The organism is Levilactobacillus suantsaiihabitans, assembly GCF_004745505.1.
Classification (GTDB): Bacteria; Bacillota; Bacilli; order Lactobacillales; family Lactobacillaceae; genus Levilactobacillus; species Levilactobacillus suantsaiihabitans.
In genome coordinates this window covers 36,718-49,552 of sequence record NZ_RKLX01000021.1, presented here as the reverse complement: position 1 = coordinate 49,552, position 12,835 = coordinate 36,718, and the positions used below count along the sequence as shown (strand labels likewise).

The following is a 12,835-nucleotide window of genomic DNA, read 5'->3' as shown; positions in this document are numbered from 1 at the left end:
TTCCTCGCTTTCAATTGGTTTCGACGACTTGATTGTAGCACAGAGGTGATATGCCTCTTTTTTATACAAAAATGGCGTCGATGGAGTTCTCCATCAACACCAAATATCATAGAACCAAAGAAATGGGCATCACGGGGCGTTGCTTCGCAAACTTATCAAACCGCGGGGGGGGAGCTGCGTTTCCGTGAAGAAAGGACTAGGATGTGGATACAAAGTGTCGTCAGTCAACCAGTGGTCTTGGGTGAGGAGTCGGTAGGCTAGACGGCATCATGCGTTGGTTAAGCAAAAGAAGGTGATCGTCGTGTTGCATCAAAGTGATTTTAGAAACATCTTCATCGGGCGTTCTATCAGTAATGCTGGGGACAGCGTCTACGGAATTGCCTTGGGCTGGTACTTCATCCAGTTTAAAGCGGGGACGATTCTATTAGGCATCTTGGAGTACTGCCCAGTTTGTTTTTGTTTGTTTTCGGGCGGTACATTGATCGATACGCCAAAAAGACGATTTTAATCGTGTGTGAAATTGGTCAGGCGCTGTGCGTTAGTGGTGTCGCCGTGGCCATGGTCATCTTTCGCCAAAATCCGGGGGTCATCCTCGGACTCTCGTTTCTGTCGGCGATGTTTGGGGTCAATTCTTACCCGACGCAAGATGCTCTCTTACCCCAAATTGTTAGCCAAAAAGAATTGCCCCAAGCTGCGTCGTACATGGCATTTGCTTACAATGGGGTGAGTTATTTCTTTAACGCCCTGACCGGATTCATTCTGCACGTCTTTTCAGTCCTGTCGTTGGTCGTGACGGACGTTTTGACATTCTTAGTGAGTGCCTGCTTCTTTGGCAGATTGAAACACAACCAGGCGGATACGACCACGGCTAAAACGGAAGTGAAGGCGGGCCGTACTGACTGGAGCACCGGTTTCAAAGTGATTCTGCGGCGACCATCTTTAGTAATTCTCACGGTATTTACGGTCATCATGAACTTTCTCTTTGGCGGCCTCGATGTGTATCAGGTCCTCTTAGCGAAACGAATGGGTGGCCCCCAATATTTAGGCTTACTGGAGTACTTTAGTGCGATTGGCATCTTGGTGGGGTCGACGGTCTTGGCGAACTGGTTAAGTCGCAAATTTGCGCTGGGCACTTTACTGGTCGCCAGTTCGATTGGGTTTGCCCTCCTCATGGCGCCCATTGTGCTGATTGCCAATCACTACATCTTCGTTGCTTACTATGGATTAGTGTTCGTTGCCTTAGGGGTGGAACAAACCGCCCAGGCACCAATCATGCAATCAATGTTGTCCAAGGATCTGTTGGGGAGAGTCATGGGCGCCTACTACACATTCACGCTGTTTGCGATGGGCTTAGGGGGCTTGTTGTTTGGCCTGATTGGTGGTAGCCTGTCGCCGAAAATTTTTCTCCTAATTTTCAGTGGCGCGATGTTGGTGACGGGACTAGCGTTCGCGGCCAATTCAGAGTTGCGCAAGTATGCCATTCGTGAGGAGTAAGGCCACTTTGAGCGTCGGTTAACCAGTAACTGAAGGTTGAAAGACGGCAATCAGTTGGAACTACTGTGATCATGTGCCTCGTGACGTTCAAATTAGTCGTTTATAGTCTCACAATGCAACCTGGCCGCCTACCGTTCGCCAAATATGGGTTGGAACGCTGGGGCGGCCGAGCCAAAGGGCGGTCTCGACGCCTCGCTTTGAGCCGAGAAACACGTCGAAGTGGCCTGCCTCATAGCCGAAACGTGCGCCAACAGGCAACTGGTTCCGCTTAACACTGCTAGGTAAATAATCCGGAACTGGGATTATCCGTTTAGCATCGTTAATGCTCGCCAGTTAACCGCCTGTCGTCACACTCTTTTCAGCGGCTGAACCCATATTTGGCGAACTCTCGACTACGGTAGTGCGGGTTAATAACAGTCGTTTTAACCCCAGGTGGTAGCTACATTGACGACTAGTCTTTCATTAACACAGTGTTACTGATAGTCTCTACCTTGCCGGAGGCAGCCAGGGTGGAGCCAGCTGTGTCGGCGGTGTTGGCTGAGGTTCTTTCTCAGCCTACAGCGCGGGACGACTTGAGAGACTGGCTGTTTTTGCCAGGCTTTCAAGCGAGCCGGAAGACCGCTCCTCAGGCTGGAGGCGTTCCCCAGAGCAGGCGGAACCCTGGCTGACGTAGGCGTCTGGTTTCACCAATCTTAGGTGTCGAAACGCCGTCGTTACAGCAATCAGCGTGTTAAATTTAGGTTCAACCTTCAGCAGTTCACCCAAAAAGACGCGTCCGCCCGGCAGAATTGCTGCCAAGCGGACGCGTCTTTAAACGTTAAATCATTTTCATGTGAATGGATTTCCGGTCGTAGTCTAAGTACCGTTCCAGCTGGTTTTGTCCCGCCGTTAGGACCACGCAGCACAGCCAATACAGAATGGCAATCGTGATGTAGATGGTCATGTAGTCCTGGTTGGCGCCGGCAACGATCTTGGCGTCCATGAACATTTCGGTCACCGTGATCATGGCGGCTAGCGATGTGCCCTTGAACATGTCGAGCAAGATGTTACCTAGCGCCGGAATGCTGATGCGGAAGGCTTGCGGAATGATGATGAGCCGCATGACCTTGCGATAGGGCAGGCCGATTGAGTAGGCCGCCTCGTATTGGCCGTGGTCGATCCCCAGAAATGAGGACCGGAAGACCTCGGACACAAAGGCCGCTGCCCCGATGGTAAACGAGATGATGGCCGCCGGAACCGCCGTGAGGCCAAAGCCAAAGTAGACGATGAACAAGACGACCAGCATCGGCACGCCCCGCATGAAGGAGATGTAGGCCCGCGCCAGCCAGTGGAGCACCCGAATGTGGCTGAGTTGCGCCAGCGTGAGAAACATCCCCAAGATGGTCGCCAGGATAAAGGCCATGACGGTCAGGTAGATGGTCATCGGCAGGCCCGCTAAGATCTGGGGAATCGACGACCACGCTAGTTTGGCATTAAAGAAGCCCGGAATCGAGAAATACTTGAGCACAGTGGCGCCACCTGACTTTCTATTGGCCCGTGTACTTGGACTTGATCGTAAAGTTCTTGGCAATCTTGACGTTTGGCTTCTTCGTCACGTCAGCGCCGTAGTACTTTTCGGACAATTTCTTGATGGTGCCGTCCTTCAATAACTTCTTGATTTCCTTGTTGATCTCGGCCTTGAGCTTGGTGTTGCTCTTCTTCATCAGGATGCCGACGCCTTGGCCGTCATCACTGGTGGTGAAGTACATGTTCTTGACCAGATGTAAGCCGTTGTTCGGAATGGCCTTCAGTGCCAACTTTTGCAGATAGTAGTCGTTCATGATGAAATCGGTCTTACCATTTTTAACATCCTTGAGGTAAACATCGTTGGAGACGTTATCGTAGTTGACCAATTTAGCCCCTAATTGTTGGGCGAGCCGTTGATAACCGGTCCCGGCTTCCCCAGCGGACTTCTTGCCCTTGATGTCGGCCCAGTTGTGGATACCGGAATCGTCGCTGTTGCGGACCATGATACTGTTAAATGAGTGCTTGTAGACCGTGGATAACGCGTACTTATCCTTGCGCGCCGGGGACAGCCCAAAGTCGTTGGCCGCCATGTCAGCCTTACCGGAGTTGACCGCGGTCAATTGGCCGTCGACACTGAGTTCCTTGAATTCGACCTTCTTGTGTAAGCCCTTAGCGACCGCGCGGACGACTTCCACGTCAAACCCGGTCAGCTTACTGTTCTTGGAAGCGTGAAACGACGTGGGGTACAGCGTCCCGGACGTCGCCACAATCAAGGTCTTCTTGTTTGCGACCTTGGTATTCGTTGACTCTGATGAGGACTTCCCGCAACCAACGAGACCGACGCCCATCACTAAGCTTAACCCTAAACCTAAAACCAACCATTTTTTCGTCTTATTCATCAATTTTCATTCCTTTCGATTTGTGACCTAAGACTTTTTAAGTATAACTATTTGGAAACGCTTTTACAACCAGTACGTGGTAGAATGAAAGTATTAACTTACCAATAATTAGTGGTTTACCGGTCACGGTCGACCGTGAAAATTTTTCAACAACTTGGTGAGTGAAGGAAAAGGTTGGCTGCGGCGTGGTGGTCGTGGCTAGGTGATAGAATTATAGGAGGCGGTTGTATTGGCAATTACGGATTGGATTGGGACCCCGGCATTGACCTGGGCGAAGCGCGTGCGGTCAGGCGAGGTCACCAGCCAAGAATTGGTTGAACGGGCCCTGGCGGAAATCGACCGGCAAAACCCGGCGTTAAACGCGGTCATCACCACGCGGCGCGAAAAGGCGCTGAAAGAAGCGGCGGCACTCGAGGATCACGGGCAGCCTTTTTTGGGCGTGCCCTTACTCCTGAAGGGCTTGGATCAACAGCTCAAGGGAGAATCGAGCACCAGCGGGTCGCGGTTACTCAAGAATAACGTGGCCACGCAGACCAGTTTCTTCGTGGAAGCCCTGCAACGAGCGGGGTTCATTGTGATCGGGCAGACCAACTTTCCGGAATTTGGGTTCAAGAACATCACGGACGCCCAAATCTACGGCGACGCGCACAACCCGTGGAACACCGACTATCAACCCGGGGGGTCCTCCGGTGGGGCCGGCGCGGCCGTGGCTGCCGGGATGGTGCCACTAGCAGCCGGCAGTGACGGGGGCGGTTCGATTCGAATCCCGTCATCGTGGTCGGGGACCATTGGCTTGAAGCCGACTCGAGGCCGGGTTCCCGTGGGCCCTGGCGATTGGCGGTCCTGGGAAGGGGCGGCCATCGACTTTGGGCTGACCCGTTCCATGGCCGACACGGCGGCCTTACTGGATAGCTTACAAACGATCCAGCCTGCCGCGGTCTTCCAGCAACCCTTGGAGCGGCCCGGCTTCTTGGCGCAACTCGACCAGCCGGTCCAACCCGGGGTCATTGGTTACACCACCGAGTCCCCGGTGGGCACGCCGGTCAGTCCGGACGCCGTGCAAGCGGTTGAAGCGGCCGTGACCTTCTTAAGCGACCAGGGCTTTGACGTGGAAGAGGTTAAGAACCCCATTGACGGTGTGGCCTTAATGGAAAGTTACTACACCATGAATGCCGGGGAAACGGCTGCCTTCATGGGCCAAATGCAAGCTGGAATCGGCCGACCACTGACTGCCGACGACATGGAACTGTTGACCTGGGCGTTGTACCAAACGGGGCGGAACACGACGGCCGCCGAATACAGTTTGGCATTGGGACAATGGGACCAAGCCGCTTGGCAAATGGCACAATTGCACGCCAAGTATCCGGTCATTTTGACGCCTACGACGGCCTGGGCCGCCCCGAAAGTCGGTGACACACTGGTCTCTGCGGACAATGCCGCCAAGATGGCCGACATCACCAGCTTGAAACCCGCCGCGCAAAAGCAGTTGATCTATGACCAATGGCTGCCGGCCTTGACCCGCTCGCCGTTTACCCAACAGGCCAACTTGACCGGGGAACCAGCACTGAGTTTGCCGACGGCGGTGACGACAGATGGGTTGCCATTGGGGATCCAATTTAATGCCGGTAAGGGACAAGAAGCGGTCCTCTTGAAGCTGGGGGCTTTATTTGAACGTGCAGGTAAGTTAAAATTGTTACATCAGACTATTTTAGATGAATGAGGAGCGAACGTTTTGAAGGGAAAACAGATTGGATTATTACTAGGGGCAGCGTTACTGGTTGCTGGGGGCTTGGCCGCTTGCGGAAAGTCGTCGTCCAGGACGTCTAAGTCGGGGCTGGCGGCCGATCAGTCGGTCAAGCTCGCGGCGAAGGCGGAGGTCACCACGCTGGATGTCTCGAAGGCATCGGATTCCAGCAGCCTGACCATGCTGTACCACACGCAAGAAGGGTTGTATCGGCTGGGTAAGAACGAAAAGCTGATCAACGCCTTGGCAACCAAGACCACGGTGTCCAAGGATGGGAAGCAGTACACCTTTAAGCTGCGGTCCGACAACCATTGGAACGACGGCAAGCCGGTGACGGCGCAGGACTTCGTTTACTCCTGGCAACGGACGGTCAATCCCAAGACGGCTTCTGAGTACGCCTACCTGATGGCCGGCATCAAGAATTACAACGCCGTGCAAAATGGCAAGGTGGCTCCGAGTCAACTGGGGGTCAAGGCCGTGAACAAGCACACGCTACAGGTCACGTTGAGCAAGCCAGTCGCTTACTTTAAGCTACTGCTGGCCTTCCCGACCTTCTTCCCGCAGGAACAAAAGGTGGTTGAAAAGTACGGCAGTGACTACGGCCACTCGAGTCAACAGACCGCTTACGATGGGCCATTTACCATGACCAAGTGGCAAGGGACCAGTCAAAGCTGGACATTGAAGAAGAACACCAAGTTCTGGGACAAGAAGGGCATCACTTTAAAGCAGATGCATTTCCAAGTGGTCGCCGATCCATCGACGGGCTTGAGCCTCTTCCAGAAGAAGGAATTGGACGCCACGACGTTAGACGGTACGCAGGTTGCCAACCTGAAGAACAATAAGGAAATGAAGACCTTCGTGGGTGGGAGCACCTACTACATGCAGATGAACCAAAAGAAGGTCAAGGCATTGCGGAACTTGAAGGTCCGGCAAGCCTTGTCCATGGCCATCGACAAGCAACAGTTGGCCAAGAGTGTCCTGCGCGATGGTTCCAAGGCACCGCTGGGCTTCGTGTCCCAAAACCTGTCACGTAATCCCAAGACCAACGCCGACTTTGCCAAGGACGCCTACGTTAAGTCCGGGGTCACCTATGATCTGAAGCAGGCCAAGTCCTTGATGAAGGCCGGCCTCAAGGCCACAGGGACCAAGTCGTTGAACCTGACGCTGATGGCCGATGATACCAGCGTGACCAAGACTGTGGCCCAATACATTCAAGCTGAATTACAAAAGCTGCCGAATGTGAAGGTTTCCATCAACACGTTGCCTTACAAGACGCGGTTGAGTCGGTCCAACACCGGGAACTTCGAGCTGGTCTTGACCAACTGGGGGGCGGACTTCGCGGATCCAATCAACTTCTTGTCCTTGATGAGCACCGGCAACACCAATAACAACGGGGACTTCTCGGATGCCAAGTACGACAGCTACGTGAAGGCGTCGGAAAATCAAGATGCCAACAACCCTACGGCGCGCTACCAAGACCTGGTCAATGCTGAAAAGCGCTTGATGTCGCAACAAGGCGTCATCCCGCTGTACCAACCAGCCACGGTGGAAATGTGGAACGACAAGGTGTCGGGCTACGTTTGGAACCCAGCGGGGATGAGTCGCGGGTATCAATGGATGAAGGTCGAAAAGTAAAGTTTTCAGTTAAATTTACGCAAAGTCGTTGTCACAGCGACGACTTTTCTATGAAAGTAGTTGGCGATTGCCAGCTGCTTTTTTATTTTTCCGAAAAAGCTGGGAAACGGACGCGGAAAACGAAATCGTAATTGAAATTAATTATGAAACATGTTATACCTAGATTAGGCGTTATGAAAGCGAATACATAACCGTGAGAATTAATCGGAGTTGGAGGCTGACACTATGCAATTTGATGAATTACTGACAGAACAACGTAACCACCGGTCCACGCACATCGACCGGGAATCGACCTTGGAAATGGTGGCGACGATCAACCGGGAAGATCACCGGGTGGCGCGCGCTGTCCAGAAGCAATTACCCCAGATTGCCGCGGCAATCGATGCGGCTTATCCGCTGTTTGATCAAGGCGGGCGGCTGATCTATGTTGGCGCCGGGACGTCTGGTCGTTTGGGCGTCATTGATGCCACGGAACTTCAGCCGACCTATGGGCTGAGTGGCGAGCAAACCTTTGGCCTGATCGCCGGGGGCGAGGCCGCCTTGACCCACACGGTGAAGGCCGCCGAAGACTCCGTCGAAATGGCCCAGGCCGACATGGCGGGCGTCGAGTTGACGGACAAGGACATCGTCATCGCCAGTGCGGCGTCGGGCCAGACCGCCTACACGCTGGCCGCGCTCCGCTTTGCGCAGGACCACGGCGCTGTGGGCATCGGCTTTTCGTGTATCGAGGGCAGTCCCTTGGCCGAACTGGCGGATTATCCGATCACGCCGGTCGTGGGACCCGAGATCATTACCGGAGCCACGCTGTTGAAGGCGGGGACCGCCGAGAAGATGGTCTTGAATATGCTGTCGACCGGCATCATGATCAAGACGGGGAAGGTCTATCAAAACCTGATGATCAACGTGGTCCCGACCAACGACAAGACGTTCGAACGGGCCAAGAAGATCATCGCCGAGGCCACCCAAACGTCCACACTGGCCGCGGAACGGGCACTGGAACGCTCCGATAACAACGTGCCATTAGCCATCGTGTTGATCGAGACCAAGGGCACGATTGCGGAGGCCAAGTCCTTGCTGGCCGCCACCAACGGCCACGTCTCACAAGCCGTTAAGTTGAGCGATACTAAGGTGAAGTAGGTTAAAAAGAGTGGGCCAACAGGCGGTTAACTGGCGAGCATTAACGGTGCTAGGCGGATAATCCTGGTTCTGGATTATTTGCCTAGCAGTGTTAAGCGGAACCAGTTGCCTGTTGGCGCACGTTTCGGCCATGAGGCCATCTTGAGACGTGAACTTTAGCTCAAAGCGAAGTGTCGAGACCGTCTTTTGGCTCGATCCGCCCCAGCGTGCCACCCCATATTTGGCAAACTCTCGGCTACGGTAGTGCTTGTCGGTAACAGTCGTCTTACCCCCAGGTAGTAGCTCATTAATGACTAGTCTTTGACTAACACAGTGTTACTGATAATCGCCAACTTGCCGGAGGCAGCCCGGGTGGAGCCAGCTGTGTCGGCGGTGTTGGCTGAGGTTTTTTCTCAGCCTACAGCGCGGGACGACTTGAGAGACTGGCCGGTTTTGCCAGGCTTTCAAGCGAACCGGAAGACCGCTTCTCAGGCTGGAGGTGTTCCCCAGAGCAGGCGGAACCCTGGCTGACGCAGGCGCCTGCTTTCACCAATTTTAGATGCCAGAACGCCGTCATTATGGTAATCAACGCGTTAATTTTAGGTTCAACCTGCATTTTAAAATAACGAGTGCCATTAACATTGCTGTGACGGTGTTGATGGCACTTTTGGTATGGGCAATAGTTATTAGCCGGCGCAAAACGGCCGGGAACCCATGTCTGCTTTAGCACATTTGGTTAGACAAATCCCGAACGATTCTGGCGAAATCTACACAAGAAACTTGACTGGTCCACACCAATTCTCTATACTTTAATTTAGGTATAAGTGGAAAGGAATGTGGCAGAATGTATCTTGCAGATGAACACCGTTACGAAAAAATGCCCATCAGACGGGCGGGAAACACGGGTTTCCAACTGCCCGCTATCTCTTTTGGGATGTGGCATAGCTTTGGGGAAAACGCCAATTACGGCGATACCCGTGACATTATCCTGAAGGCGTTTGACGCTGGTATTTTTAGTTTTGACTTGGCGGCGAACTACGGCCCTGGGTCATATGCGGCCGAGAGTCTCTTTGGTGAGGTGTTTAAGCGCGAACTGAAGCCTTACCGCGACGAATTGGTCATCAGCAGTAAAGCCGGGTTCCACATGTGGCCAGGACCTTACGGACAAATGAGCTCCCGCAAGGCGCTGACTGCCTCACTGGACCGCTCTTTGCAAGCCTTAGGACTGGACTACGTGGACATTTACTACAGCCACCGGTTCGACCCAGAAACGTCTCCTGAAGAAACGGCCGTGGCCTTAAACGACCTGGTCCGGGCCGGGAAGACGTTGTACGTTGGGATTTCCAACTACACCAAGCCACAAGCAGAAGCCATGATCAAGATCTTTAAGGAACTGCACACGCCGTTTGTGGTCGACCAAGTGTCTTACAACATGTTGAACCAGACCGCCAATGACGATGGGTTATTTGACATGCTGGCGCAAAATAACGCCGGGGCGATTGCTTACGGGCCGCTGTCTGAAGGCTTATTAACAGATAAATACTTAGACGGGATTCCCGCCGACGTGGACATCCACTGGTCCAACGAGTTTATCTTGGACGATGGTCGAGACAAGATGACCAAGAAGTTGCAAGCCCTGAACAAGATTGCTCAAAGTCGGGGGCAGAAGTTGTCTCACATGGCCTTGGCTTGGCTCTTGCACAACCCGGTCATTACCAGTGTCATCACCGGTGCGTCCAAGGCCAGTCACTTGGCAGAAAATGTCAAAGCCGTGCAAAACCTGGAATTTGATCCAGAAGAATTGGCCGCAATTGATAAGATTTTAAAGGCTTAATTGGCCCAAAAATGAGAGGTACCAGGCGTTCGTTGCGAATGTCTGATGCCTCTTTTGTCGCTTAGAAACGCGAGATTGCTGGCGGGAGGTTGGTCACTAACGGTGGTCAGCAACTCATCTTGACGCTAGGAGCCGAATGGCGAGGATTCTGGCGGTTGACTCCGAGTCGCCAAGCTGTTCGCTCGTGAAAATGACTGGGGTGTCAATTTTCATAAAAATTGTCGCAAAAAACCTGGAGCCATGGGGTATAATAAGACTTAGGTTACGCTATGTGCGTTTGGCTCGGGCAAGTGGCGAGCGGGCGTTTCAGAAACTGCAGTTCAATCTAGACGGTGGGGGTTACTATGACACGGAAAGTAACGATTCGAGACCTGGCCGAGGCGGCGGGTGTTTCAGTCACGACGGTTTCGCAAATTTTAAATGGCAAGGGTGAACGCTTCAGTCTGGATACGCGGCGGCGCGTGCACCAGTTGCAAGAAGAGATGGGCTACGTTCCCGATTTCAATGCCCGCAACCTGATCATGAAATCGGCGCAAACCATTGGGGTCCTGGTCCCGAACCTGGGTAATCCCTTTTTCAGCATGTTTATTCGCGGCGTCCAAGAGACCAGTCGTGAACAGCATTTTATCCCGTTGATCTTTGGTGCCAACCACGATGAGAAGCTCGAAAGCTATTACGTTGAGGAGCTGATCAAACGGGCGGTGGACGGGTTGATCATTGCCAGTGCCTCCATTACGGGGGAAGCCATTGATAATATTTTAAAGAAAAACGGCATTCCCTACCTGTTGATCGATCAAAACGGGGGACCGAGCCTGGACCGCGTGCAGATCAACGATACCCAAGGGGGCGAGTTGGCGGCGGATCATCTCTTGTCGTTAGGGCACGAACGGATTGTCGTCTTAATGCCAGAAAAGCCGACGCAAAACCTGCGCATCCGGGTGGCCGGGTTCAAACGGCGCTTGGCCGAACACCACATCGACCTGCCCGAGACGGCCACGATTCACTCGCCGATGACCAAGCTGGGGGGCTATCAGGCCACAGCCGCCGTCATGGCGCAACACCCCACGGCCGTCTTTGCCATCAACGACGAAACGGCCCTGGGCTTGATGCGCGGCCTGCACGAACAGGGCGTTCGGGTCCCCGCAGATATTTCGGTGCTGGGTTACGATGACATCGACCTGGATGAATACGTGGTGCCCAAGTTGACCACCATCCATCAACCGGTCGTGACCATGGGTCAACAGGCCACGGCCTTATTGATCAACCGGATCAAGGACCAACGCCAGGCCGCCCAGCTGGTCGATCTACCGGTCAACTTGCAGGAGCGTGAGAGTACGGCGCCACTGAAATAAATTTTAAATAGTTCTTGTAAGCCTTTTCGAAACATGATACGCTAGGAGTAATCTAAACGTTTACCCCCGGCGTGTCAGCATGGAGTAAAACGTTTTACAAATCGGACACTGTTTAAGGAGTGAAGGTTAATTATGTCAAACAAAGTTACAGTTCTGGGAAGTCTGAACGTTGATACGACGCTGCGCGTGGCGCGGATGCCTCAGCCAGGGGAAACGTTGTCAACTGAAAACAAGAGTAGCGCCGCTGGTGGGAAGGGTGCTAACCAAGCCGTTGCCGCTGCTCGGGCCGGTGCCGAAACCAGCTTCATCGGTAAGGTCGGCAACGACGATGCGGGCCGGTTCATGGTCGAATCCTTGAACAACGATGGTATCGATACCAGTGCCATCATTACGGACAAGACGGTTGGGACCGGATCTGCCTTTATCCTTTTGGACGAGGCGGGTCAGAACAGTATCCTGGTTTACGGGGGGTCCAACCAACAGATCAAGGCCGCTGAAGTCGAAGCGCGCGAAGACGAGATCGCCAAGGCTGACTTCTTAGTGACCCAATTTGAAACACCCCAAGCGGCCACACTGGCAGCCTTCAAGATTGCCAAGCAACATGGTGTGACGACGATTCTGAACCCCGCGCCGGCTGCGACCATCGATCCCGAGATCTTAAAGGTCACGGATCTCGTGGTGCCGAACGAAACGGAAAGTGCCGAATTAACTGGCATCGAAGTCACGGACGAAGCCTCCATGGATGCCAATGCCAAGAAATTCCGCGAAATGGGCGTGAAGAACCTGATCATCACCGTCGGCAGTAAGGGTGCTTACTACGCGACCGAACAGGCCTCTGGCTTTGTGCCAGCCTTCAAGGTCAAGGCCGTGGATACGACGGCGGCCGGGGACACCTTCATTGGCGCCCTCAGTTCGCAATTGAAGCCCGACCTCAGCAACGTGGCCACTGCACTGGTCTTTGCCCAACGTGCCAGCTCCTTAACGGTCCAAGGTTTAGGGGCTATGCCTTCGATTCCAACCGTTGCGCAGATCGAAGCCGCTAGCCAAAAATAAGTTTACAGAAAACAATTGGTAAAATCGCCAACTTAACCGAAATTTTCGGAAAAGTTGGCGATTTTTTTTGCGTTTTGGGACAACCGGTTGCAACATAGCTGAATCGGTCTATTTGGTATATTCGATTTTATTCAAAGACAATCCCCGGTACAATAACTTTTGTGAGAGGGGTTGCATAAATTAATTTAAATTGGTATAGTGA

The 12,835-nt window shown here is 53.3% G+C and carries 11 protein-coding genes; 8 read left to right on the top strand and 3 right to left on the bottom strand.

Annotation, left to right across the window (positions count from 1 at the left end; translation table 11 throughout):
- Positions 1–274: 274 nt before the first annotated feature.
- Positions 275–508, top strand: coding sequence for an MFS transporter (locus EGT51_RS12985; protein ID WP_167850194.1), 234 nt, complete (start codon positions 275–277; stop codon positions 506–508).
- Positions 451–1,494: an MFS transporter gene (locus EGT51_RS10690; RefSeq protein ID WP_167850197.1), complete on the top strand. Its 1,044-nt coding sequence runs from the start codon at positions 451–453 to the stop codon at positions 1,492–1,494. The genes EGT51_RS12985 and EGT51_RS10690 overlap by 58 nt, the downstream gene beginning before the upstream one ends.
- A gap of 555 nt (positions 1,495–2,049) precedes the next feature.
- On the opposite strand, the gene EGT51_RS10685 is transcribed toward EGT51_RS10690, so the two are convergent.
- Genes EGT51_RS10685 through EGT51_RS10675 form a run of 3 tightly spaced genes read right to left on the bottom strand, consistent with a single transcriptional unit; the run spans position 2,050 to position 3,899 of the window.
- Positions 2,050–2,292, bottom strand: a complete 243-nt coding sequence (locus EGT51_RS10685; RefSeq protein WP_135368694.1) for a hypothetical protein — start codon at positions 2,290–2,292, stop codon at positions 2,050–2,052.
- A 19-nt stretch (positions 2,293–2,311) separates the two neighbouring features.
- Positions 2,312–3,001, bottom strand: a complete 690-nt coding sequence (locus EGT51_RS10680; RefSeq protein ID WP_135368693.1) for an amino acid ABC transporter permease — start codon at positions 2,999–3,001, stop codon at positions 2,312–2,314.
- A gap of 19 nt (positions 3,002–3,020) precedes the next feature.
- Positions 3,021–3,899 carry a transporter substrate-binding domain-containing protein gene (locus EGT51_RS10675; protein WP_135368692.1) on the bottom strand — a complete coding sequence of 293 codons (879 nt, stop codon included), beginning with the start codon at positions 3,897–3,899 and terminating at the stop codon, positions 3,021–3,023.
- Positions 3,900–4,128: 229 nt separating this feature from the next.
- On the opposite strand from EGT51_RS10675, the gene EGT51_RS10670 reads away from it, so the two are divergent.
- The 6 genes from EGT51_RS10670 to rbsK all read left to right on the top strand — a co-directional run bounded on the left by EGT51_RS10670 (position 4,129) and on the right by rbsK (position 12,633).
- The gene (locus tag EGT51_RS10670; protein ID WP_135368691.1) at positions 4,129–5,619 is read left to right on the top strand and encodes an amidase; all 1,491 of its coding nucleotides are present in this window, start codon (positions 4,129–4,131) and stop codon (positions 5,617–5,619) included.
- A 12-nt stretch (positions 5,620–5,631) separates the two neighbouring features.
- On the top strand, positions 5,632–7,278 hold the full coding sequence (locus tag EGT51_RS10665; RefSeq protein ID WP_135368690.1) for a peptide ABC transporter substrate-binding protein: 1,647 nt from the start codon (positions 5,632–5,634) through the stop codon (positions 7,276–7,278).
- A gap of 225 nt (positions 7,279–7,503) precedes the next feature.
- Entirely contained in the window at positions 7,504–8,415 is a 912-nt protein-coding gene (gene murQ, locus EGT51_RS10660; RefSeq protein WP_135368689.1) for an N-acetylmuramic acid 6-phosphate etherase, read from the top strand.
- 823 nt (positions 8,416–9,238) lie between these two features.
- Entirely contained in the window at positions 9,239–10,228 is a 990-nt protein-coding gene (locus tag EGT51_RS10655; protein ID WP_135368688.1) for an aldo/keto reductase, read from the top strand.
- Positions 10,229–10,572: 344 nt separating this feature from the next.
- Complete coding sequence (rbsR, locus tag EGT51_RS10650) at positions 10,573–11,580, top strand: ribose utilization transcriptional repressor RbsR (RefSeq protein ID WP_135368687.1); 1,008 nt, start codon at positions 10,573–10,575, stop codon at positions 11,578–11,580.
- Positions 11,581–11,712: 132 nt separating this feature from the next.
- Positions 11,713–12,633 carry a ribokinase gene (rbsK, locus tag EGT51_RS10645; RefSeq protein ID WP_135368686.1) on the top strand — a complete coding sequence of 307 codons (921 nt, stop codon included), beginning with the start codon at positions 11,713–11,715 and terminating at the stop codon, positions 12,631–12,633.
- Positions 12,634–12,835: the final 202 nt, after the last annotated feature.